The sequence below is a fragment of the Rahnella sp. P4_A8 genome (genome assembly GCF_056402435.1).
The window spans coordinates 65,921-87,519 of record NZ_JBFUHK010000003.1 but is presented as its reverse complement, the minus strand read 5'-3'; the positions used below and the strand labels follow the sequence as shown (position 1 = coordinate 87,519).

Annotated in this window: 23 protein-coding genes; 10 read left to right on the top strand and 13 right to left on the bottom strand. The window is 52.0% G+C overall.

What is annotated here, in order from left to right; translation table 11 throughout:
• Positions 1 to 2 precede the first annotated feature (2 nt).
• The 5 genes from AC1DUO_RS02795 to AC1DUO_RS02775 form a co-directional block, all read right to left on the bottom strand.
• Complete coding sequence (locus AC1DUO_RS02795; RefSeq protein WP_013574325.1) at positions 3 to 194, bottom strand: hypothetical protein; 192 nt, start codon at positions 192 to 194, stop codon at positions 3 to 5.
• 174 nt (positions 195 to 368) lie between these two features.
• Positions 369 to 476 (bottom strand): small membrane protein YniD, encoded by a 108-nt coding sequence (yniD, locus tag AC1DUO_RS02790; RefSeq protein ID WP_013574326.1) that lies wholly within the window; start codon positions 474 to 476, stop codon positions 369 to 371.
• Positions 470 to 649 (bottom strand): hypothetical protein, encoded by a 180-nt coding sequence (locus AC1DUO_RS02785; RefSeq protein ID WP_223509705.1) that lies wholly within the window; start codon positions 647 to 649, stop codon positions 470 to 472. Before AC1DUO_RS02785 ends, yniD begins: the two co-directional genes overlap by 7 nt.
• Positions 650 to 745: 96 nt before the next feature.
• Positions 746 to 1,990 carry an MFS transporter gene (locus AC1DUO_RS02780; RefSeq protein ID WP_223509707.1) on the bottom strand — a complete coding sequence of 415 codons (1,245 nt, stop codon included), beginning with the start codon at positions 1,988 to 1,990 and terminating at the stop codon, positions 746 to 748.
• Positions 1,987 to 3,138, bottom strand: coding sequence for a serine hydrolase domain-containing protein (locus AC1DUO_RS02775; RefSeq protein WP_449632207.1), 1,152 nt, complete (start codon positions 3,136 to 3,138; stop codon positions 1,987 to 1,989). Before AC1DUO_RS02775 ends, AC1DUO_RS02780 begins: the two co-directional genes overlap by 4 nt.
• 114 nt (positions 3,139 to 3,252) lie before the next feature.
• Here AC1DUO_RS02775 and AC1DUO_RS02770 point away from each other — a divergent pair, with 114 nt between their 5' ends.
• The 4 genes from AC1DUO_RS02770 (at position 3,253) to AC1DUO_RS02755 (ending at position 6,970) form a co-directional block, all read left to right on the top strand.
• Positions 3,253 to 4,161: a LysR family transcriptional regulator gene (locus AC1DUO_RS02770; protein WP_013574330.1), complete on the top strand. Its 909-nt coding sequence runs from the start codon at positions 3,253 to 3,255 to the stop codon at positions 4,159 to 4,161.
• Between the two features lie 27 nt (positions 4,162 to 4,188).
• Positions 4,189 to 4,680, top strand: a complete 492-nt coding sequence (locus AC1DUO_RS02765; protein WP_013574331.1) for a GNAT family N-acetyltransferase — start codon at positions 4,189 to 4,191, stop codon at positions 4,678 to 4,680.
• A 114-nt stretch (positions 4,681 to 4,794) separates the two neighbouring features.
• Positions 4,795 to 5,274 carry a 2TM domain-containing protein gene (locus AC1DUO_RS02760; RefSeq protein WP_112151302.1) on the top strand — a complete coding sequence of 160 codons (480 nt, stop codon included), beginning with the start codon at positions 4,795 to 4,797 and terminating at the stop codon, positions 5,272 to 5,274.
• A 133-nt stretch (positions 5,275 to 5,407) separates the two neighbouring features.
• The gene (locus tag AC1DUO_RS02755) at positions 5,408 to 6,970 is read left to right on the top strand and encodes a sensor domain-containing diguanylate cyclase (RefSeq protein ID WP_013574333.1); all 1,563 of its coding nucleotides are present in this window, start codon (positions 5,408 to 5,410) and stop codon (positions 6,968 to 6,970) included.
• Between the two features lie 68 nt (positions 6,971 to 7,038).
• Here the strand turns inward: AC1DUO_RS02755 and AC1DUO_RS02750 are convergent, their stop codons facing one another.
• On the bottom strand, positions 7,039 to 7,311 hold the full coding sequence (locus AC1DUO_RS02750) for a hypothetical protein (RefSeq protein ID WP_015689466.1): 273 nt from the start codon (positions 7,309 to 7,311) through the stop codon (positions 7,039 to 7,041).
• Between the two features lie 90 nt (positions 7,312 to 7,401).
• The gene (locus AC1DUO_RS02745) at positions 7,402 to 8,130 is read right to left on the bottom strand and encodes a DUF3053 domain-containing protein (protein ID WP_119261334.1); all 729 of its coding nucleotides are present in this window, start codon (positions 8,128 to 8,130) and stop codon (positions 7,402 to 7,404) included.
• A 176-nt stretch (positions 8,131 to 8,306) separates the two neighbouring features.
• On the opposite strand from AC1DUO_RS02745, the gene AC1DUO_RS02740 reads away from it, so the two are divergent.
• Both AC1DUO_RS02740 and cspE read left to right on the top strand, forming a co-directional pair.
• Positions 8,307 to 9,365 carry a DUF1615 domain-containing protein gene (locus AC1DUO_RS02740; protein ID WP_051931124.1) on the top strand — a complete coding sequence of 353 codons (1,059 nt, stop codon included), beginning with the start codon at positions 8,307 to 8,309 and terminating at the stop codon, positions 9,363 to 9,365.
• 352 nt (positions 9,366 to 9,717) lie between these two features.
• Positions 9,718 to 9,930: a transcription antiterminator/RNA stability regulator CspE gene (gene cspE, locus AC1DUO_RS02735; protein WP_013574336.1), complete on the top strand. Its 213-nt coding sequence runs from the start codon at positions 9,718 to 9,720 to the stop codon at positions 9,928 to 9,930.
• A 758-nt stretch (positions 9,931 to 10,688) separates the two neighbouring features.
• Here the strand turns inward: cspE and AC1DUO_RS02730 are convergent.
• Positions 10,689 to 10,826 (bottom strand): hypothetical protein, encoded by a 138-nt coding sequence (locus AC1DUO_RS02730; protein WP_013574337.1) that lies wholly within the window; start codon positions 10,824 to 10,826, stop codon positions 10,689 to 10,691.
• A gap of 677 nt (positions 10,827 to 11,503) precedes the next feature.
• On the opposite strand from AC1DUO_RS02730, the gene AC1DUO_RS02725 reads away from it, so the two are divergent.
• Positions 11,504 to 12,841, top strand: a complete 1,338-nt coding sequence (locus AC1DUO_RS02725) for an MFS transporter (protein ID WP_013574339.1) — start codon at positions 11,504 to 11,506, stop codon at positions 12,839 to 12,841.
• Complete coding sequence (locus tag AC1DUO_RS02720) at positions 12,834 to 14,180, top strand: enolase C-terminal domain-like protein (protein ID WP_153374826.1); 1,347 nt, start codon at positions 12,834 to 12,836, stop codon at positions 14,178 to 14,180. The genes AC1DUO_RS02725 and AC1DUO_RS02720 overlap by 8 nt, the downstream gene beginning before the upstream one ends.
• 37 nt (positions 14,181 to 14,217) lie before the next feature.
• On the opposite strand, the gene AC1DUO_RS02715 is transcribed toward AC1DUO_RS02720, so the two are convergent.
• The 3 genes from AC1DUO_RS02715 to AC1DUO_RS02705 form a co-directional block, all read right to left on the bottom strand.
• Positions 14,218 to 14,421, bottom strand: coding sequence for a hypothetical protein (locus tag AC1DUO_RS02715; protein WP_013574341.1), 204 nt, complete (start codon positions 14,419 to 14,421; stop codon positions 14,218 to 14,220).
• 148 nt (positions 14,422 to 14,569) lie between these two features.
• Complete coding sequence (locus AC1DUO_RS02710) at positions 14,570 to 15,820, bottom strand: L-lactate MFS transporter (RefSeq protein WP_013574342.1); 1,251 nt, start codon at positions 15,818 to 15,820, stop codon at positions 14,570 to 14,572.
• 376 nt (positions 15,821 to 16,196) lie between these two features.
• Positions 16,197 to 16,973 carry an alpha/beta fold hydrolase gene (locus AC1DUO_RS02705; RefSeq protein WP_013574343.1) on the bottom strand — a complete coding sequence of 259 codons (777 nt, stop codon included), beginning with the start codon at positions 16,971 to 16,973 and terminating at the stop codon, positions 16,197 to 16,199.
• 193 nt (positions 16,974 to 17,166) lie between these two features.
• Between AC1DUO_RS02705 and AC1DUO_RS02700 the strand changes: the two genes are divergently transcribed.
• Together AC1DUO_RS02700 and mrdA are read left to right on the top strand one after the other, a co-directional pair.
• Positions 17,167 to 17,565 (top strand): hypothetical protein, encoded by a 399-nt coding sequence (locus AC1DUO_RS02700; protein ID WP_015689469.1) that lies wholly within the window; start codon positions 17,167 to 17,169, stop codon positions 17,563 to 17,565.
• A gap of 207 nt (positions 17,566 to 17,772) precedes the next feature.
• Complete coding sequence (gene mrdA, locus AC1DUO_RS02695; RefSeq protein ID WP_013574345.1) at positions 17,773 to 19,719, top strand: penicillin-binding protein 2; 1,947 nt, start codon at positions 17,773 to 17,775, stop codon at positions 19,717 to 19,719.
• A gap of 13 nt (positions 19,720 to 19,732) precedes the next feature.
• On the opposite strand, the gene AC1DUO_RS02690 is transcribed toward mrdA, so the two are convergent.
• Complete coding sequence (locus AC1DUO_RS02690) at positions 19,733 to 20,500, bottom strand: hypothetical protein (RefSeq protein WP_013574346.1); 768 nt, start codon at positions 20,498 to 20,500, stop codon at positions 19,733 to 19,735.
• A gap of 93 nt (positions 20,501 to 20,593) precedes the next feature.
• Positions 20,594 to 21,316 (bottom strand): hypothetical protein, encoded by a 723-nt coding sequence (locus AC1DUO_RS02685; protein ID WP_013574347.1) that lies wholly within the window; start codon positions 21,314 to 21,316, stop codon positions 20,594 to 20,596.
• Positions 21,317 to 21,599: the final 283 nt, after the last annotated feature.

The following is a 21,599-nucleotide window of genomic DNA, read 5'->3' as shown; positions in this document are numbered from 1 at the left end:
AATCAGCATTCGTGCTCATGAATTCTGACGAGTTTATGTAGCGTGCGGGCCTTGTTGCCCGCCACTTTGGTGGCTTTGTCCGGATCGCCAGCCACAAATTCCAGCGTCGGTGAGTAATAAAAAGGCAGCCAGCCACCGTAGCCATTCTCCCACTCCCAGCGAACCGGGCAGGGCCACAGAATGTCTTCATGCATGATGTAATAAGTCCATCGCCCATGCGGACGACGAGGTTTTAGTATTTTCATAAACGGGAGAACGGGCTCTTAAAAATCACTCAGGATATTCTGGCTCGCGTAGCGGAAGGTTTCAACCCTCTGACCGGAATGATGCTTATTTAAGCAGTTTTAAGCGGGATAATTTGCAATACTTTACCCCCAGATCATCGCCGCCCAGCGTAACAGCATCAGTGCGCCACAGATACACAGCAGTACTACGACCATTTTCCAGTGCTTGGTCATCATCCGTTTGGTTACCATTTCTCCTCCTGCAATCCGGACATTGAGTGCGCCATGTGCTGATCAACATAGTGGACAACATGTTCTTTCAGTTCAGGAACGGTCTGATCGGTGAGCCATTCAAACGCCATCAACAGTAAGGCTGCGATGGCAATAACTGACAAAAGTATAACGGCTTTATTGCGTACTTCCATGATTCCCATTGATTCTGAATTACCTGATTTTTACTTTGCGAGAATAAGCCGCATCGGGAGCGGCTTCAGCATTCTGGTTCCGGAAAGGTTTAGAGATTATACCTTTTCGCCTGATTCGAAACTTTGATCCCGTTTCTGCTCCTCCGGCATTAGTGCTATTTCTTCATGACGGGCTCCCGGGCGGAAACCGTTCTTGCGGGCGCAAACGGCAATAATCAGCCCGGCGACGATAAGCAACTGCATGGCCCACGGAAAGACTGCAATGCCCGCGGTTTCCAGCAGGATCCCACCGGTTACCCCGCCACTGGCAATCGCCAGATTCCACGCCACGACCACCATCGATTGCGCCATATCGGCATGTTCACCGGTAGCGTCAGCAATCGCCGTTTGCAGCAAGGTTGCTGCACCACCAAACGTCAACCCCCACAGCGCGACACACAATGTCACGGTCAGCGGCGAAAAGCGGCTCAGCGCCAGCACGAGTGATAGCAGGGCAAAGGCTATCAGGCTGACCAGCAGGGTGCGCCGCAAATATTTATCCACCAGCATGCCGGTGATACCAATGCCTGCCAGCGCGCCGAGGCCGAAAACCAGCAATATCTGATCGGCCCGTGCATCAAGCCCGGACAGGCGCAGGAACGGCACGATGTAGGTATAAAGCAGGTTGTGCGCCAGCATCCACAGCAGGATCACCATCAGAATACTGCGCACGCCGGGCATCATCATTACCTGTCTTAAAGGCTGGCGTTCCCCTGCGGCCTGCCCCGGATAGTCCGGTACTTTTCTCACCACCCAGACAATCAGCAGCAACGTGATGGCGGACATCACGCCAAATGCCATGCGCCATCCGAGCGCGGAACCCATCCAGGTGCCCAGCGGAACGCCGACAGATAGCGCCAGAGGTGTGCCGACCATCGCCACCGACAACGCACGCCCTTGCTGATGCACCGGGACCATCCGACGTGCATAACCGGCCAGTAACCCCCACGCCAGCCCTGCCGCCGCGCCGGCCACCCAGCGGGCGAAGAGCGTCAGGACATAATTCGTCGAGAAGGTGGTGAGGGTATTAAAAATCAGAAAGCCAAAGATTGCCGTCAGCAACGCAGTGCGGCGGTTCCAGCCCCGTGTCAGTGCTGCCAGCGGGATGACGGCCATCAGCGAACCGGCGGCATACAGCGTCACCAGTTGCCCGGCCATCGCCGGTGACACATTAAGATCCGCTGCAATTTGAGGTAGCAATCCGGCGGGCAAGGTTTCGGTCATGATGGCGATAAAGCCGGTCAGTGCCATCGCCAGTAAAGCTGAAAGTGGCAGGGGAGATTTCAAGGCAGGGGAATTCATGACTGCGCTCCATACACCGCATCGCGCAGTTCAGTGACGAACGTGCCAGACATGCCTTCATACAGGGTATTGGTCAAGGCAACGACGCTCAGTCCGGCGGTACGGTCAACGAACCAGGAATGACCGTAAGCCCCGCCCCAGCGCCACGTGCCGGTTGATTCCGGTGAAGCGGCAGCCTGCGGGTCACGCAATACCGAAAAACCTAAGCCAAAGCCCAGACCCGGGGATTCCGGCAGTTCGGCTCCGCGAGTTTGATCCCGTCCCATTTCATCGACCAGCGCGGACGAGATCAACGGAGCGCCGCCAAGACGCAACATTTCCAGCATCTTCAGTACGTCAGCCGCGCTGCTGACCATACCCGCGCCGCCGGAAGGATAAGCCTGGGCATCGAGTGCGCGCGAAGGCGAGTATTCAATTCCCAAGGTATTGTCGAAAGCGGCGACTTTTTCGCCTTCACGCAGACGATGGGGCTGTGGCACATCACTGACATACGGCGTAGCCAGCCGCGCCGGGTCATGTGCGAAGAAACCGGTGTCATGCATGCTCAGCGGGTCGGTCAGTTGCGTTTTTACCACTTCAGCGAGCGGTTGTTTGCAGACCTGTTCCAGTACTGCGCCCAGCACATCCACGGCCAGCGAATACCCCCACGACGTGCCCGGTGTATACAGCAAAGGCACATCCGATAAACGTCGCAGATTTTCCGCCAGCGAAATGCTGCTGCTGTCCATTCCGTCAGAAACCCCTGCGCGGGCATAGGGGCCGTTTTCGTCCGGCTCAAAAAAGCGGTAACTCAGCCCGGCGGTATGACTTAATAACTGCCGTACCGTGATGCGTGCCGGTTGTCCGTCTGGCAGGGTAGGGCGAAACTGCGGCAACCCTGTCTGAATATCGTCATCCAGCGCCAGCTTCCCCTGGGTGATCAGTGCCATTGCCACGGTGGACACAATCGGCTTGCTGACCGATGCCAGACGGAAAAGCGTATTTTCAGTCATCGGTTGGTGGCTTTCCCGGTCGGCAAAACCGGCAGCCTGGTGGTAAACCACCTCGCCGTGAAGGGCGACCATGACAACGGCACCGATCAGTCTTTGTGACTGAATAGCCTGAGCGATAACGCAATCAAGTCGGGATTTCAACGCAGTGGAATTCATGGGATATCTCAGCTTCAGAAAGTGTTAAATCACGATAGAGATCTCCTCAGTGAGGAAAAAGTAGGGTAGGTTTCCATAATATGCGGACGATGATGTCCGTAATCGGGGGCAGTAATGGAAAATCTCAGTAGCCTGAATACCTTTGTACAGGTGGCAGAAACCCGCAGTTTTGTGGCAGCCGGGCGAATTTTAGGCGTATCGGCGTCGGCGGTGGGTAAAAGCATTGCGCGCATGGAGACCAGGCTGAATGTGCGGCTGTTTCACCGCAGCACCCGCAGCGTGACGCTGACCGTCGAAGGGACGCTGTTCCTCGAACGCTGCCGGCGCATCGTGGCGGAACTCGAGGCGGCAGAAAGCGAGCTGTCGCAACTGGCGGAAAGTCCGCGCGGCAGGTTGCGGCTGAGCTTGCCTCAGGTCAGCACGCTACTCTTGCCGGTGCTGGGCGAGTTTATGCGTCGTTATCCTGATATCGGGCTGGATCTGGATTTCACCGATCGCATCGTTGATGTGGTGGAAGAGGGGTTTGATGCCGTGGTGCGCACCGGCCAACTGGCTGATTCGCGATTGTCGATGCGCAAGCTGGGTACTTTTCATCATTTACTGGTCGGCGCGCCGGATTATTTTGAACAGTATGGTACACCTGCGAAGCCGCAGGAACTGGTTGAACACCGTTGTCTGCATTTTCGCTTTCCTAATAGCGGAAAGCTCGAACCATGGCCGCTGCCGGAATATCAGGATTTATCGCTGCCGGTATCGATGGTTTGCAATAATATTGAAACGCGCCAATGTTTTGCCCTGCAGGGGCTGGGCATCGCCTGTCTGCCTGATTTCAGTATCCGCAAGGAGCTGGCGGGCGGGCAACTGGTGACCGTGCTGGATGATTACGTGAAGCGCAGCGGTGATTTTTACATTTTATGGCCCTCCGGCGGTTATATGACGCCGAAGTTGCGGGTGTTTATTGATTTTCTCAGTGAACGGGTTTTCCCTGAAAATCCCGAGCTGGCGCTGCTATGTCCTCATTAAATCTGTTGTTAACTAAGGGAGTGTGTGATGAGTCATTCTGTCTTAATTGAACGCTTTTCTGCCGCCGATCAGCGCGGTGTGGTGGATGTGATTTTACCGATCCAGAATCAGGAATTTGGCATTGTCATCACCGAAGAACAGCAGCCTGATCTGCATGACATTCCGCAATTTTATCAGCGCGGCGCCGGGGATTTCTGGGTTGCCCGCTATGAAGGGAAAGTCGTGGGCACGCTGGGACTGAAAGATATCGGTAATGCGCAGACAGCACTGCGCAAAATGTTTGTCAGCGCGCCTTTTCGTGGCAGGGAGTACGGCGTGGCCACATTGTTACTCAACACGTTGCTGCATCATGCCCGGGAGAAAAATGTGAAAGATATTTTTCTCGGCACGACAGACAAGTTTCTGGCGGCGCATCGCTTTTATGAAAAGAACGGTTTTAAGGAAGTCACGGTGCCAGATCTGCCGCCAGCCTTCCCGCTGATGGCGGTAGACAGTAAATTTTACCGGCTAACCTTCTGATTTTTAATACTGTCAGTTTGCTGTCGTGTCCGTGTCAGGTTGCTGTCGTGTTGATTTCCGATCCTGCGTTGCATGCTGATTGGGTGTTCAACATTCACTCTACAGGTAAAAATTATGAATCAGAGCAAAATCAGGCAACTTCGCATTTCCCGGGCATGGTCTCAGGAACAACTGGCAGAACTTTCCTCACTGAGCGTGCGCACGGTGCAGCGTATCGAAAATGGTGAGCAGGCCAGCCTCGAAACCCTCGGCGCTATCGCAGCAGCCTTTGATATCAAGGTTTCTGAACTGACAGAAAACGATGCGAAAACGGGCAGTGCTTCAGGGCAGGCGCTTGACGACCAGATAGAAAAAGCCAGATATCAGGTAGCGGAAGAAAGCAGTTTTTATCGTTCCGTTCTGTTGTGGGCGGTGATCAACGCCGGTCTGTTCGCGATAAACCATTACACCTCGCCGGATTCAGTCTGGTTCGTCTGGCCCCTGTGTATCTGGGGCGGCATTGTGTTGTTGCGGGGGTTACGCATTTTTGTTTTTCGCGGATCAGTGGAGCGCTGGCAGAAGGCGCGTTTACAGAAGTTAATACGCAAGCTCTGATCCGGAAAAAATGCTACTAAAGCGCCCGTGTTAATCGTAAGCAAAACTGCCCTGACTGAGACATATCAAAACCCTTGCCGGACATACTGCTATCCTCTGTAATATTCAGGGTCATTAGCTCAACGGACAGAGAATGGATCAGCAGCGGCGGTTTGCATTTAATCTTAAGAGACTGATATTGCTTCTTGCACTGGTGAGTACGCTTGTCACCTTGCTCAGCAGTTATCTGGCAATTTTTCAGGTAGAGAAGAAGCTCCTTACCGAATCCTCCCTCAGGGCGAGTCAGTCGTTCGCCACACGACTGTCGCTGACGGCTGATTTGTTTTTCAATGCCGCAAACAAGCAGGTGGCCTATAGCGCCGATTTACTCGGCGAGCGGTTTAACAATGTTGATGCACTGACTGAAGAAGCCGATCGTTTGCAGTTGCAAAGTAAGCGCTTCAGCTCGGTGCTGGTGGTGGATACCACCGGCGTCGTGCGTGCGGCTTCACGAAACTCTGCGGCGATGGTCGGTTTAAAACTGGTGTCTGATGCCAATACCGCTGCGTTGAAAACGCAAAATCCGGTGCTCAGTTCCCCCTTTCTCACTCCACAGAATAATCACATCATTGTGCTTTCCTCACCCATCCGTAATGCGCGTGGCGGCTATCTCGGGTATCTGGCCACCGAAATTGACCTGAGCAAAGGCAGCATTGTGGATACGCTGATTAATGCCCGCAATTACCGTAAAGACGCCTATATCTATGTCATCGACCGTGAAGGCGACGTGTTGTATCGCGACGCGTCAGGCTGGAGTGAAAGCGCGCCACAGGGGCATGTGAACAAGGCACTTTTGGGCGGACGGGAGCAGGGTTTTTTGCGTATGGAAAACCTGCAAGGCGAAGAATCTCTGGCGGGTTTCTCTACGGTGGAGGTGGCGGGCTGGACGGTGCTGGTGCTGCATCCGGCGAAAGCCGATGTGATGCTGCTGTATCACGTAATGATGCAGGTTTTGATCTACACGTTGCCGATCGTCATTCTGGTGTTCATCTGCATCTGGCTGCTGACGCGCTATATTTCGCGGCCGCTGCGACAGCTTGCCTCAAAGGCTGACACCATGGACTCACATGATGTCTCCGAGGAAATTCAGCAGATCAATGCCTGGTATTACGAAGCATCGAAGCTGAAAACGGTGATGTTGCAGGGGATCCGGTTGTTGCATCAGCGTATCGAACAACTGAGTACCGAAGCCCATACCGACCCGATGACCGGGCTGCTGAACCGGCGCGGTTTTTATGAGGCGGTGGATAAACAGCTAAAGGAATCGTCGCGCGTTGCAGTCATCACCCTCGATATCGATCACTTCAAAAAAGTAAACGACACTTTCGGACATGACGTGGGCGATAGGGTGATCACCCAACTGGCGCGCCACATTCTGAGTAATTCGCGGGAAGGCGATCTGCTGTGTCGCATGGGTGGCGAGGAATTTTTACTGCTGCTGCCCGGCGCGTCACTGACGCAGGCCACCGGGCTGGCCGAGCGTTTGCGCAAGCAGGTTGAAATGCAGCAGTTTGAGGGGGCCGGTCAGGTCACGATTTCACTCGGCGTTACCCTGTTCTATCCCGGAAAAGCCAATATTGACGGGGCATTGAAAACTGCGGATAAAGCGCTGTATCAGGCCAAAAATAAAGGGCGTAACTGCGTGGTGAATTTGTAGATTGGATGAGGCTAAACGGTCAGCCAGAAGGATGAGAAAAGGCTCAGGCATCGCGCCTGAGCTTTGACTTAGCGTGAACCCGGCAGCAGGGATTCAGTGCATTTGAAGACATCTTCGCGGAATTTGCGTGAGGCATCATCCAGATCAGCCTGATTGGCGACATCTGCACGGTTGGCTTCCAGCGCCTGATTGACCGCGAGGGTGAACGCATTTTCCTGGCTGGCATTCAGCACATTCCCCACGCTGCCGAACAGCAGACGCATGGCGGAAATCTGCACCAGCAGCTCACGGTTTACGCGCTCAAGCTGGTCAACACGTTTGTTCAGGGTCTCGTCATTCATAGGTGTCTCCTTATTTAATTGCCGCACACCATAACAAAAGCACCGCAATGAAAAAACCGTCTTACGGCGGGCGGGTCTTTGTCTGGTGGATTAACGCACCATTTGCTGCATCTGACGGCTGAGTTGCATCAGTTGCGCATTCAGCGGAACCAGTTGTTGCTGGATGGCGTTGTATTTATCCAGTTGTTTCTGGTTGGCGAATTGCAGACGGTTGCCGGTGATGGTGACGTTTTTGCCCTGACTTTTGATGAAGTCGGCCTTCGCTACAATCAGGTTCAGCACCTGCGGCAATAAATCAAACACCTGCTCAGTGATGGCTGACGGTTTAACGATGGTTTTCTCATACACCTGATCGTAAACCTTCTTCAGGTCTTCCGGCTGTTTCAGCGCTGCATGCTGCGTATCGGCCTGGGTTTTCAGCAGCACGATTTTCTCTTTCCATCGTTCACTGCTGTCAGCCATTTTCTTCAGATCATCGCGCTGCTCAAGCAGGTTACTGACGCTGTTTACGCCGTTCATACCGGCAAAAACCGGCACCAGCGAAGAATCCAGTTCGATATTCATCTGATGATGAAAACCGGTGATAATCGCGTAATCTTTAGTGTAATCGCCAAAATCTTTTTTCTGCGCTTCGGTCAGTTGCGGGACGGCCAGCACGGGTTTATCGAGGATCCGCGACTGAAGAAAGTCTATAAAGGCTTTGCGTTGTGCGGGTTCTTTATCACCGCAGCCGCTGAGGACAACAATCATCAGCAACATCATAAAAGGGAGCAAAAATACGCGGTGTGAGGTCTGTAAGCGGGGCGCTGAGTGCATCATTTCCTTGTTCCTTTATCTCCATCATCAGAGCCTTAACCTTAACGCATAAAGATAATTTTTTGCTAGATCAGCATAGCTATCTTCGCTAACGTCACTCTCAGAGTCATTTATTCAGGGAATGTATCACTTTGAAGCATAAGTTATTTTCGATAAAAAAGTTTGCGCCGGTGCTGGCCATGATGATCCTCGCGGGGTGTACCTCGACGAAAAAAAGCGCAACGCCGGTGCAAAATCCGCATGACGTGAAAGCGGATATCGTGCGGCTGATGCCGACATCTGCCCCCGACAGAAAAGGTTGGGCGACCGATATTACCGCCGCTTTCACCACGCAGAACATTCCGGCAACCACCGAAAATATCTGTTCTGTGCTGGCGGTGGCGCAGCAGGAATCCAATTTCAACGCCGACGCACCGGTGCCGGGATTAAGCAAAATTGCGTGGAAAGAGATTGACCGGCGCGCCGATGCGGTTCATGTGCCCAATTTCCTGGTGCACACCGCGTTGTTGCTGAAATCCCCGAACGGCAAATCCTACAGCGAGCGGCTGGATAACGTAAAAACCGAGAAACAGCTGAGTGCGATTTTTGATGATTTCATTGATATGGTGCCGATGGGGCAGAAGCTGTTCGGCAATCTGAATCCGGTGCATACCGGCGGGCCGATGCAGGTCAGCATTGCGTTTGCCGAGCAAAACGCCAAAGGCTATCCGTATAAAGTTGAGGATTCAATCCGCAATGAAGTGTTTAGCCGCCGCGGCGGCGTGTATTTTGGCGTCAAACATCTGCTGGGGTATCCGGCGAATTACACTCAGCCGTTATACCGCTTTGCCGACTTTAATGCTGGCTGGTATGCCAGCCGCAACGCCGCATTCCAGAGTGCGGTAAGTAAAGTGTCCGGCATTCCGCTGGCACTGGACGGTGACCTGATTAACTACGGCACTGATAAACCGGGCGGCACAGAGCTGGCGGTACGCACACTGAGCAAACGTCTGGACATCAGCAATTCGGCCATCCGTAAGGCACTGGAGAAGGGCGAACAACTGGAGTTTGAAGAGACCCGGCTCTACAAGCAGGTCTTCGCGCTGGCGGATAAAACCACCGGAAAAAGACAACCACGGGAAATGCTACCGGGCATCACGCTGGAAAGTCCGAAGATTACCCGCAAGCTGACTACCGCGTGGTTTGCTAAGCGGGTAGACGGTCGTCGTGCGGATTGCATGAAAAGAGCGGGAGGATGATTCTTAAAGCCTGCCGGAACCGGGCAGGCTTTCTCATTATTTAATCGGGCTACAGCCGTTGTCACGGGCGGCCTGAGCGATATTTCCGGTTGGAATAAATCCGCCGGTAATATAATCCCGTTGAAATAAAAGCTTGCTTAATAAATCCGCCTGTGTGTAAATAGCGTCAACGGTTTGTGGTTAAGACCTATTTATGTAAGACATTTTAGTAAAGCAGTTCCTGGTTCAAGTGATGTAGCAAATCCTTTCTCCGACGAATTTCCTTCTCTGATGCATCCATAAGTATTTCAAATAAAAACAGACCTATATTGCCCTATGGCATCATAAAATAAAAACGAAGAAGGTATTTTCTATGTCTAATAAAATGACTGGTTTAGTAAAATGGTTTGACGCTGGTAAAGGTTTCGGTTTCATCTCCCCTGCAGACGGCAGCAAAGACGTGTTCGTTCACTTCTCTGCAATCCAGAGCAATGATTTCAAAACCCTGGACGAAGGTCAGAACGTTGAGTTCACCATCGAAAATGGTCAGAAAGGCCCATCAGCGGGTAACGTTGTCGTTCTGTAATGTCGCCTGATATTGAAGGCAAACACTCTGCAATAGCGAAGATGGGTTAAACCCGGAGCAGCCAGAATAATTGTTTCAATATCGACATTATCAATGACAAAAATAAACCCTGGCCAACGCCGGGGTTTATTATATATAAGCTTCTGAATTTATTTCCGGGAGCCATAACAGAAAAGCCAGTTGGATTATTTCACCCGTTGTTTTTTCTGTTATGAAATGGCCGTGCTCAGGCCGCGCAATGTCGGAGTGTTCGATGGACGCTTGCGCCATAATATGACGGCCGGGAAAGCACCGGCAAATTCCCTTTATCCTTTGGGCTGGCTCTGCGTTGGCCTCCATCACTCACCCCAGTCACATACTGATGTATGCTCCCGGGGACGCGTTCTGTTGCCGCCTTGATCCAACCCAAATGCTTGCGGGAATTCCCTTTATCCTTTGGGCTGACTCTGCGTTGGCTTCCTTCGCTCACCCGAATCACTTACATAAGTAAGCTCATCGGGATTCCTTCACTTGCCGCCTTCCTGCAACTCGAATTATTCGTGAATAAGCTTTGTGTTCAATCCCGATCCCAATCCAACCTCAATTGCTGCCTTTGCCGAAAAACAGGTAAAAAAAAGCCCGCACGCGGCGGGCAAAATAACAGGGTTCTACAGGGGTATTACACAGGGACATCACACAACATTTGATGGATTTAAGATATCAAACCTTGTGTATGGTTTTGTCATCGCCCGGTAAGGTTAATCCAGCAGATGTAAGCCTTATTTGTCCGCATAATGCGTAATCACCTGATCAATTTTGCTGTCCGCCAGCGCAATGCCCTTCTGTATCAGAGACTCAGAACCGATGCTTGCCAGCACGATAACCACGGCAACAATCATTAATCCTTTGTATGTCATGATGAATCCTTCCGCATAGCTTAATGAATGGCAGCATTATGCGACGATACGGCAAGTATCGCCACAGGAAGAGAAAGCAGAGGGAAAGGCGTTATGCGCCTAAATGGCCGACAGTGAAATACGTGACCAAACCAACGATCACCAGCAGCGCAATCGCAGAGGCAGTATAAAGAATGATGCGTTTAGGGCTGTAAAATGCCATGAAATGTCCTTATTTATCCGTCGTCGTTAACGCTGTTTACTCACAGAAGTTCCATCATCAGGGCCATCACATAACCGATCCCGACAGAGCCTCCTGCCATCATTAACCAAAAAGCAGTGGCCTTCATTTCACACTCCTTGTGCGGGACGAATTGTCCCAATCATTTGTTTCATGATGCAATTATAACAAACATATAATCTATATGGATAAATATGTGCTTTTATTTTAAGCAATGTGTCTGAGAAATCCCTTTCTGAACTGTGAAGCATCTCGCTAATCTGCCCAAAAGCAATGACGAAGCAGGGGAGATGATTGTGCTTATGCACATCGTTTAATGCATTGATAATATGCAGTAATAAGGCCAGTGAGTCCTTGCGGGTGATCAAAACTTGGGCGACTGCACAATGGTAAATCCCGGTGTACACATCTTACTTAGTGTTGCAGTTGTTCATAATTTCAACACTAAGGGAACACCATGAACGGTCATGAAAACAAAGCGGTACGCAGTGCAAACCGCAAATTCTTTGCCCGCACCATTCCGATGCTCATCCTGATGTTGATCATTAACCAAATCGACCGCACCAATGTCGGATTCATTAAGCATAGCCTGGAAACCGACGTAGGCATCAGCACGGCAGCGTTCGGTTTCGGTGCCGGGCTGTTCTTCGTCGGTTACGCGCTGTTTGAAATTCCCAGCAACATGCTGATGGACAAGTATGGCGCGCGTGTCTGGCTGACGCGCATCATGATCACCTGGGGTGCGGTGGTCTTTGCCATGGGCTTCGTCACCACACCGATGCAATTCTACGTGCTGCGGTTTCTGCTCGGTGTCGCTGAAGCCGGTTTCTTCCCGGGGATCCTGTTCTATTTCCGCAAATGGGTGCCGAATGTTTACCGCGGCCGTGCCACGGCTTTGATCCTCACCGGTTCAGCAGCCGCGTACTTGCTCTCCGGCCCGGTTACCGGTGGCCTGCTGGAATTGCATGACTTTATGGGATTGCCGGGCTGGCAGTGGGTGCTGTTTATCGAAGGTGCGCTGTCGGTGCTGGTAGGGATCGTGGCGGCATTCTTCCTGGTGTCGAAACCTGAAGAGGCAAAATGGCTGACTGCTGAAGAGAAACTTGCGCTGAGTAATGCGCTGAGCACGGAATCCAGTTCGCGTGATTTACATACGCAGGGGCAGTCGCGCTGGAAGCTGATCACTGACGGCAAAATGGCGTACCTGTGTTTCCTGTTCTTTGTGATGTGCATGACCGGTTACACGCTGGTGTTCTGGCAGCCGGAGATCATCGGCCGCATTCAGGGGCTTTCCCCCTTCCAGATCGGCATGCTGAATTCCGTTCCGTGGATTTGCGCCATTATCGCCATCAATATTCTTGGCCGCGTCAGCGACCGTTTCCGCGGCAGTCGCGAAACCATTCTGGCGCTGGCGTTGATTGTGGCTGCGATCGGCACCTGCCTGTGTACGGTCGGCAGTCCGTGGTTTGGTTTATTTGCGCTATGCGTGGTGTGTATCGGGACGAAATCCAGCGCGGTATTGTTCTGGCCGATCCCGCAAAGTCAGCTACCGTCATCCATCGTGGCGCCGGGGATTGCGCTGATCAATTCACTGGGCAATCTCGGCGGTTTCTTCGCACCGGCGGTGTTTGGTTATCTGCAACAAACCACCGGCAGCACCACTGCGGGTTTGTATATCCTCAGCGGAATTTCGGTTTTCGCCGCTATCACGCTGTTCTTCACCAAAACTCACCGCACGCCAACGCAACCTGAATATCACGCCCCGCAGGGAATGGAGCCAAAACGTCATGTCTGATACGCCTAAAATTGTCGAAATGCAGGTCATTCCGGTCGCCGGTTACGACAGCATGCTGCTGAACATTGCCGGTGCACATAACTGTTATTTCACCCGTATTTTGCTGGTGCTCAAAGACAGTGCCGGACATACCGGCGTGGGCGAAGCGCCCGCCACCGGCGTGGTGCTGAAGATCCTCAATGATGCCATCCCGCATATCGTCGGGCAGAAAATTGGCATCATGAATCAGCTGGTGAGCGATTTGCACAAACGGGATCTGGAGGAAAACCGTCAGCCGAAACCGGTGCTGCCGGGCTTCCGGCCGTGGGATCTCGAACGTCATCACAATGCCGTCGCGGTTCTGGAAACCGCACTGCTGGATCTGATGGGGCAGTTTCTCAATCAGCCGGTGGCGCAACTGCTCGGCCCCGGTAAACAGCGCGATGAAGTGCCGGTGCTCGGTTATCTGTTTTATATTGCCGACCGGCAGAAAACCGATCTGGATTATCAGCCAGGAAAGGCGCTGGCGGGGCAGCATCTGTGGTATCACCTGCGTCATCAGGAGGCCATGAGCCACGAAAAAGTGGTGCAACTGGCGGAAGCGGCACAGGATAAATACGGTTTTAAAGATTTCAAACTTAAAGGCGGCGTGCAGGCGGGTGAAGTCGAAATAGAAACGGTCAGGGCACTGAAAAAACGCTTCCCGCAGGCGCGTATTACTGTGGACCCGAATGCGTCCTGGTCGCTGGATCAGGCGATTTCGCTGTGCAAAAACATGCACGGGATTTTGTCTTACGTTGAAGATCCGTGTGGCGCGGAGCAGGGGTTTTCCGGACGTGAAACGCTGGCGGAATTTAAGCGCGCCACCGGATTACCGGTCGCGACCAATATGATTGCCAACGACTGGCGGCAGATGAGCCATGCGCTGCAACTGAATGCGATCGATATCCCGCTGGCTGATCCCCATTACTGGTCGATGCGCGGGGCGAATACCATCGGCACATTATGTAATGCGTGGGGGCTGACGCTTGGCTGTCATTCGAACAATCACTTTGATGTGTCGCTGGCGATGCTGGCGCATCTCGGGGCGGCCGCGCCCGGCGAGATCACGCCATTTGATACACACTGGATCTGGCAGGAGGGACAGCATCTGACCAAAAACCCGTTGCAGATTAAAGACGGTAAACTGGCGCTGAATGAACTGCCGGGGCTGGGCGTTGAACTGGATATGGATGCCGTCGGCATCGCCCATCAGCGTTACAACAACCTGCGGCACAAAGATCGCGATGATGCGATCGCCATGCAGTATCTGATCCGCGGCTGGGCGTTTGACGGCAAGCGCGCCACTTTGGTTCGCTGACGTCGGGCTGACTGGCGTGTGGTGACTTAAGCGAGTTTTATTTCAAATAATCGGTGCGGGCGTTCAGTTTGTTATGCGCGCTGGCATCGATAGTTGTGGAAGGTCTGGTGCTGCTTTCGCTGGCTTTACGGTTCAGTTCAGAAGCCACTTCCTGAGCGCTGGAAGGGTAAGCCTGAGCGAAACTGTTGAACGTGGTCATTGAGATCATCAGGCCAAAAAGAGCGAGGGTAATGCGTTTCATTTTGCAGGTGTCCGGTCTGTTCACATTTTGTCATAAGGGTACGTGATTCAGCGGCCGATTTTATATGCTTTCTTCATAAGAAACGGGAGCTAATTGTGCTCCCGTTCATCATTTATGCTGTGCTCAGCTGCTGTGCTCAGCTGCTGTGTTACACGTGCTGGAGCGTATTATGCGCTTCTTCTGACTTATTCGGTAAGCGAATTGTGGCAGAAAGAACCAATGACACAATCAATAATACAGTGATGATGCTGAAGGTCACTGCGAAGCCACCGAACAGGGAAGCCACCAGTGAGGCAAAGATGCTGCCGATACCGAAGCCCAGATACAGCAGGCCGTAGTTTTTGGTCATGTTGTTCAGGCCGAAGAAGTCGCTGACCAGTGAAGGGTAAACGGTGATGGTTCCACCGAAGCTGAAAGCGACGCAGGCCACGGAGAGGAAGAACATCATTTCGTTCATCTGGGTGAACAGCATCATGCTCATACCGGCCAGCGACACAATCTGCGCGATAGAGATAACGCGGATACGCTGCATTTTGTCAGACAACACACCCAACACCAGGCGGCCGCTCAGGTTAGCAATCGCAATCACGGTTACGGCGTTGGCGGCGGTCAGCGCATCCAGTTTAACCAGGCTTTGACCGATATCTTTCGCCACACCAATCACATACAAACCACTCATGCAGGCGGTCAGGAACATCAGCGCCAGCATCCAGTATTGCGGTGCACGAATGGCTTCGGCCAGGGTGAAATCACGGCTGTCGTTGCTGTTATCGTTCAGGGTGTTTTCCTCACGGGTGACGGCTGATGTTTCCTGTTTCGGCGCATCTTTCATCATCAGTGCGCCGGCAATCACCATCACCATCGCCACACCACCCCAGATCATGAAAGTGTTTTGCAAACCTTCCGTCGCCAGCAGATGACCGCAGACGAATTTGAATAACAGACTGCCCAGCCCGTAAGCACCGATTGAACAGGCTGAAATCATGCCTTTACGCTCAGGGAACCATTTCACGCAGTTGGTGAGGGTCAGCAGGTAACCGGCACCGTCCGCCAGACCGACCAGCACGCCGGCGCTGATGTACAGCATGATCACGTTATCGGAATGGGCGGTCAGCGCGAAACCGGCGGCCATCAGTAAACCGGCGGCGATGGTGACGGCACGCACACCAAACCGTTCCTGAAGTTTACCCGCAACGGAAGAGGCGAGAGCCAGACACAGACTCAGGATACCGAACGTCAGCGCAACGCGGCTGATCGGTTCGCCGAGTTTTTCGGACAACTGACCGTTAAAGAGACTCCAGGTATAAACGGAACCCAGTGCAAGCTGAGTAAGAATGGTACCGGCCAGTGTCAGCCAGCGGGTACGGTTGTCGTTCTGCATGCCAGATTTGTCACTCATAGTGGGTTCTCCCGAGCGAAGTAGATTCAATTAACTGTGGCTATGATAAGTCCGCGGAATGGATGCGGATGATTTGTGGAGTGAGATGCATGAGTTGCGGAATGAAATGCATCCATGACGGCATGAGTCGCCATTTTCTGGCTAAAATCAGCTCAAAATTGGACTTAAAACACCGCTGCAGGCCTTGCGGGGCGCGGGTTTTAGTTGATCTGGATCACTAATCTGTTATTTAGTTTTTTCAGGCAGGGTTACAAAGGTTTCGTTGTGTCATTGGCTGCATCAGAAAGATTCTGACCGGGGGAGTTTTAAACGATTAATTATTAATAAGGTGAAAAAAACGAGCCGTTTGAGCTCGTTTTTGTTTCTGCGTTCCGGTCTACAAGGCCCCGGTATTCAGCGCGGCATTAATCGCGGCCGCGACGCCGGTCGGGTTTTCCCACATCATCGAGTGACCGGCTTGCGGCACAATGGCGGTCTGAACACCATGTTGCGGCAAAACGGCGACATCCGGTTCAGGCAGTGAAAACTCACCAAACAACACCGTCGCAGGCATTTCAAGCTGATAAAGCTGTTCGCGCCATGATACCGTTTCCCCCTTTACCAGCCCGACCGCCTGACGGTGGATGGCCAGCGGCGAGGCGATGCTCATACATCCTGCCCAGATGTGATTATTCCCGCGTACGGCGACATCAATCAGATGTGTATGGCCCTCGCGCAGATATGCTTCTTCTGAATACTGAGTCACCGCGCGGCTGAAGGTGCCGCCGCCGGCATCCAGATTTGGCTCGGCGACAATCAGGCGCTGGATCAGGTCAGGGCGCTGCGCTGCCACCATAATGGCAATGCTGCCGCCCATGCTGTGACCGATTAAATTGACCTGTGGCACACCCAGGCTTTCCAGCCAGGCAATCACACAATCAGTATGCGCCCGGAGGCTGTAGCTGAAATCATCGGGTTTATCGCTGTAACCTGAACCGGCGAAATCCAGCAGCAGCGAGCGACGCGGGCGCAGGGAAGCATCTGTCGCCACCCGTGGAAAATCGCAGGAAGCTGCACAGCCGAGACCGTGTAAAAAGACCAGCGGCACACCCAGCCCTGGTAACTCGTGGAAACGTAACTGCATTTCCATACCGGGTACTTTGAACGATTTCATCTCAATCCTTTGTTAATCACTTAAGTGCAATCTGCGGATTATAGGCAGGATTTTTCTTAGCGGCAGTATAAAAAAGGGGTGAACACGCATCCGGGACTGGCGGCATCATCAATGATGGTGGATTCCCGTTAAGTCATTCAGCATGTGAATATTTTTTTTCCGGACTCTTTCTATCAGCCAGACAAGTGATAGCATGGAACCCTTGCTCACTTTATGGATTTATCTGATGGTCAGGTTAGGCAGTTTTGTGGCGGTTACCCTGGTGTTGGCGTCGTTTTCAGCATCTGCTGTCACTCAGTATCAATGTGTATTAACGCACCACACGCAGTCTGATGATGGCAACGATGTTTCTGAAGTCGTCAATAAAAACGCACAGGTCTATGATGCGGGTAATACGTTCAGCTTTTCTCCGGATGGCAGCAAAATGGTCACCAGCCCGGAACTGACGGACATCATCGGCAAAGACAATCAGCCCATGAAAGCCGGTGCACAAGATAACCTGATGTATATTCACGTAAAAGACAGTTTTGTTGTCGCCACGCAAACCGAAGGTTATGTTTACGGAGATTGCAAAGTGAATACCGCGAAGTAAAAATCCTGGCCACAGCATTTTCTGAATCCGGGCGTTACGTCTGTCCGCAACGCCCTGCAATAAATAGAAACACTCCTGCCAGTTCATTAGCACACTTCTTATAGTCGCCTGTTGCACGACGGGCTATCCTTGCGCACTTTTCCGGTCCCCACTTTTTTTCATTTTCGCCCGCTTCAAGAAGCAGACAAAAAAGGTATTTGCCCGCTTATGGCCTTACTTAACGACGAAATCCGCGACCATACTGCCGAGTCCGTCCTTTTCGTTCGTCGTGCCGTGATCGCATTTATGGTGGTGATCCTCCTGTCGTCTGCGCTGGTGTTTAACCTGTATCACCTGCAGGTGGGCATGCATGATTTTTATCAGACCCGCTCGAATCAGAATGACATCAAAATGCTGCCGATCGCGCCCAGTCGCGGGTTGATCATGGATCGCAACGGTGTCGTGCTGGCGCAAAATATCACCCTGTACCAGATTGAAGTCATCCCGGGAAAAGTGCCTGATCTCAACGCCACGCTGAATGCGCTGAAACCCATTGTCGATCTGACACAGGACGATCTGGACAGTTTTCACGATGCGATGATCCACGGACGTCGCTTTGCGCAGATCCCTCTGAAGCTGGCGCTGACGGATGTTGAAGTGGCGCGTTTTTCCGTCAATCAGTTTGATTTCCCCGGCGTCTCTATCAGCACCTATCAGCAGCGCCGTTATCCGTACGGTGCGGAACTGGCGCATGTTGTGGGTTATGTTTCGAAGATAAACGACAGAGATGCCAAACGCCTCGAGGCGGAGGGTATCGCTGAGAATTACGCGGCTGACCACGATATCGGTAAGCAGGGCGTTGAAAAATACTATGAAAACATTTTGCATGGCCGCACCGGATATCAGGAAGTCGAGGTCGATAACCACGGTCATGTGGTGCGTTTACTGAAAGAGGTTCCGCCGCAGGCCGGGCAAAATATCTATCTGACGCTTGATCTGGATTTGCAGCAGTACATCGAAAAAGTGCTGAAAGGGCAGCGTGCGGCAGTGGTGGTGATGGATCCGCGTGACGGCGGGATCAAAGCGATGGTCTCCAGCCCGAGCTATGATCCGAACCCGTTTGTGAACGGCATTTCCAGTAAGCAATACAGCGCGTTACTGAAGAACCCGGATCTGCCGCTGATCAACCGTGTGACCCAGGGGCTGTATCCGCCGGCCTCGACGGTGAAACCGTTTATGGCAACATCGGCGCTGTTTGAAGGGGTGATCACGCCACAAACCACGTTCTTTGGTGCGCCGACCTGGACGCTGCCGGGTACAGAACGGCATTACCGCGACTGGCTGAAAACCGGTCACGGCCTGCTGAATGTCACCAAAGCTATCGAAGAGTCCGCTGATACTTTCTTCTACCAGGTGGCCTATGAAATGGGCATCGATCGTATTCATACCTGGCTGAGTAAATTTGGTTACGGGCAATCGACCGGTATTGATCTGGATGAGCAATATAACGGTGTGCTGCCGAGTCGTGAATGGAAACTGAAGGTACATAAAAAGGGCTGGTATCAGGGCGACACGGTGTCTGTCGGTATCGGTCAGGGCTACTGGGTGGCGACGCCGATCCAGATGGTGCGGGCGCTGAGCGCACTGGTGAACAACGGTAAACTGGAAACGCCTCACCTGTTATATTCCGCCAAAAGCGGCAAAGTGATCACGCCGTATAAAATGCCGCCGACGCAGCAAATCGCTGACCCGAAATCGCCCATCTGGGGCATCGTGAAAAACGGGATGTTCGGGATGGCTAATCTCCCGAATGGTACCGGTTATAAACTTTTCCACACCGCGCCTTATCAGATTGCGGCAAAATCCGGAACATCACAGGTATTCAGTCTGCGCGAAAATCAGGTGTATAACGCCAAAATGACGCCGGTACGTTTGCGCGACCATATTTTCTATACTGCGTTTGCGCCTTATAAACACCCGACGGTGGTGATGGCGCTGATCATGGAAAATGGCGGCGGTGATGGTGTGGTGGCCGGGCCGACCGCGCGGGCGATCCTCGACCATATTTTCCTGCCGCCGCAGGCGGTGATGTGTGATCCGGCCAAAGCGGATAATCCGGCAGACTGCGAACAACCGGTGCCGGCGCCAAATTCACTCGGTTTCAGTGAGCATTGATCCGGGCGTGTGATCAGAGCATTTCAAAGGGCACGTTGTTGAGCCGGGCAACGTGTTTTCCAATCTCTTCCGTGGTCTTCATGTGACCAGCAGGGACTTTACTGTAGTCAGGAGACTGCCTCTTATCGGCGCCTAACACTCTCGTCACCCGGATGCTTTGAGTTGCGGGGAGCCCGTCATAGAGATTCAGACCCTGGCGGCCGATAATCAGTATTTCATTGTGGGTAAATTGATTACGGATCACTTTATCTTGCGTCATGAGAGCCGCGGGGGTCAAAAGTTGCTGATAGCCACCCTCGCATCTGAAGTCACCTACCCCTCTTCCGCTCTGAATGCACTCCACAAGTCCATAGGGCTGGAGCACCCGCCCTTGGGGGTTACATCCTTCCCGTCCGGCATGGTTCATAAACCACACGTCACGCGGGAATGTCCCGAGGATATTTTGTCGGGGGACGTCAAGAACCAGCGCGATGTTGTGATACATCCCTGTGTAACGAAAAGACTCTGTCGTGAATTTTTTAATATCGTTTAAATCAACCAATGATGTGCTGAAGACATCCCAACTATTAAACAGGGAGGCTGCGTCCTGACGGCAGAACGGGCTTTCTTGCAGTTCAAAGGTATGGACCAAAACATGGCGCTCAGGCAGTACGGCCCAGCTTTGCAGTATGGCTGCTTTTTGCAGATTCCGCGCTTTTATTCTATCGCCCCGCTTTTCCCGCTCAGCTAAATACATTGCATGCGGCGATAATGTCGGGGTTTTCTTTTTGAAAAATGGCATGATATCAATCCTGAAATAGTCAATATTTTATTAAGTCTGCTTTCATCGTTATGGTGTTACATCAGGCGGGATCCTGTACTTATCGAAATTCCTTCAAACTATTTCGTATTCTAATTCGTTGATTTCCGCCACTTTAGCGGCGACTGTTTCTGGTGAGCCTGCATAATAGTCATACATGCTGTTACTCTCTGTCGGTTCGGCAACGACTATTTTGCGCACCCGGATCCTTTGTGTTGCCGGCAGACCTGCATATAACTTAACTCCCGGGCGACCAATAATGAGTACCTCATTATGTGATTCGATAGAGCGTGTTTTTTTATCTTCTGACAGAAGCGACTGAGGTGTCAGCAGTCGTTGATATCCACCTTCACAATGGTAATCTTCTTTGCCTTCTCCCCGGAATATCGCCCGACTCAGGGCTGAAGCATCGATAATTCTTCCCGCTGCATAGTCATTTTCACGCCCGATATGATTAGGAAACCAGACGTCAGTCGGATGCGTCCCAAGAATATTTTGCACCGGGACATCCAGAATTAAGGCTGTGGTGCAATACATCCCGGTATAGCGTTTAATTTTGGTTAAGGGTTTAATATCTTTTAAGTCAACCAACGAGGTGCTGATAATATCCCAACTGCTTAAAATAGACTCTGCGCGGTGCTGGCAAAAAGGACTTTCTTCACCCTCAAAGGCATGAACCAGCAAATAGTTTTTCGGCAGGGAACGCCAACTGTTGAGTATTTTTTCCTTATCTCCAGATGAATATTTAATATCCTGCTTTTTAATAAAATGAATTCCTGATTTTTTATGTGAAAACATAATAATCTCGCGGGTAAATTTTAGGGGAATATGGTGGGGAATATAACATATGAGTTTTTTTAATGACTTAATCACTTCTTAAGAATAATGATATTGCAGCTTCTCTTTAACGGGAGGTATAAGCGGCCGTGAAACCGGCAGATTTTTTCATTGCGTATATTTTCTGCGACGGAACGCCGTCATCCCCCTGCGAAACAGCGTGTGTCATAAAATGGCGACAATCACGTTATGTGCTGTCGTCATTTGGAGACATTTAACATATTGATAATTAAGCGTTTGAATT

Coding starts and splice junctions, on each gene's coding strand:
- AC1DUO_RS02775 (WP_449632207.1), bottom strand. CDS start 3,138: ATGAATTCCACTGCGTTGAAATCCCGACTTGATTGCGTTATCGCTCAG.
- yniD (WP_013574326.1), bottom strand. CDS start 476: ATGGTAACCAAACGGATGATGACCAAGCACTGGAAAATGGTCGTAGTA.
- AC1DUO_RS02795 (WP_013574325.1), bottom strand. CDS start 194: ATGCATGAAGACATTCTGTGGCCCTGCCCGGTTCGCTGGGAGTGGGAG.
- AC1DUO_RS02780 (WP_223509707.1), bottom strand. CDS start 1,990: ATGAATTCCCCTGCCTTGAAATCTCCCCTGCCACTTTCAGCTTTACTG.
- AC1DUO_RS02690 (WP_013574346.1), bottom strand. CDS start 20,500: ATGCCATTTTTCAAAAAGAAAACCCCGACATTATCGCCGCATGCAATG.
- AC1DUO_RS02705 (WP_013574343.1), bottom strand. CDS start 16,973: ATGAAATCGTTCAAAGTACCCGGTATGGAAATGCAGTTACGTTTCCAC.
- AC1DUO_RS02740 (WP_051931124.1), top strand. CDS start 8,307: ATGATGATCCTCGCGGGGTGTACCTCGACGAAAAAAAGCGCAACGCCG.
- AC1DUO_RS02710 (WP_013574342.1), bottom strand. CDS start 15,820: ATGAGTGACAAATCTGGCATGCAGAACGACAACCGTACCCGCTGGCTG.
- cspE (WP_013574336.1), top strand. CDS start 9,718: ATGTCTAATAAAATGACTGGTTTAGTAAAATGGTTTGACGCTGGTAAA.
- AC1DUO_RS02720 (WP_153374826.1), top strand. CDS start 12,834: ATGTCTGATACGCCTAAAATTGTCGAAATGCAGGTCATTCCGGTCGCC.
- AC1DUO_RS02765 (WP_013574331.1), top strand. CDS start 4,189: ATGAGTCATTCTGTCTTAATTGAACGCTTTTCTGCCGCCGATCAGCGC.
- AC1DUO_RS02685 (WP_013574347.1), bottom strand. CDS start 21,316: ATGTTTTCACATAAAAAATCAGGAATTCATTTTATTAAAAAGCAGGAT.
- AC1DUO_RS02715 (WP_013574341.1), bottom strand. CDS start 14,421: ATGAAACGCATTACCCTCGCTCTTTTTGGCCTGATGATCTCAATGACC.
- AC1DUO_RS02770 (WP_013574330.1), top strand. CDS start 3,253: ATGGAAAATCTCAGTAGCCTGAATACCTTTGTACAGGTGGCAGAAACC.
- AC1DUO_RS02700 (WP_015689469.1), top strand. CDS start 17,167: ATGGAACCCTTGCTCACTTTATGGATTTATCTGATGGTCAGGTTAGGC.
- AC1DUO_RS02730 (WP_013574337.1), bottom strand. CDS start 10,826: ATGACATACAAAGGATTAATGATTGTTGCCGTGGTTATCGTGCTGGCA.
- AC1DUO_RS02725 (WP_013574339.1), top strand. CDS start 11,504: ATGAACGGTCATGAAAACAAAGCGGTACGCAGTGCAAACCGCAAATTC.
- AC1DUO_RS02750 (WP_015689466.1), bottom strand. CDS start 7,311: ATGAATGACGAGACCCTGAACAAACGTGTTGACCAGCTTGAGCGCGTA.
- AC1DUO_RS02785 (WP_223509705.1), bottom strand. CDS start 649: ATGGAAGTACGCAATAAAGCCGTTATACTTTTGTCAGTTATTGCCATC.
- AC1DUO_RS02755 (WP_013574333.1), top strand. CDS start 5,408: ATGGATCAGCAGCGGCGGTTTGCATTTAATCTTAAGAGACTGATATTG.
- mrdA (WP_013574345.1), top strand. CDS start 17,773: ATGGCCTTACTTAACGACGAAATCCGCGACCATACTGCCGAGTCCGTC.
- AC1DUO_RS02745 (WP_119261334.1), bottom strand. CDS start 8,130: ATGATGCACTCAGCGCCCCGCTTACAGACCTCACACCGCGTATTTTTG.
- AC1DUO_RS02760 (WP_112151302.1), top strand. CDS start 4,795: ATGAATCAGAGCAAAATCAGGCAACTTCGCATTTCCCGGGCATGGTCT.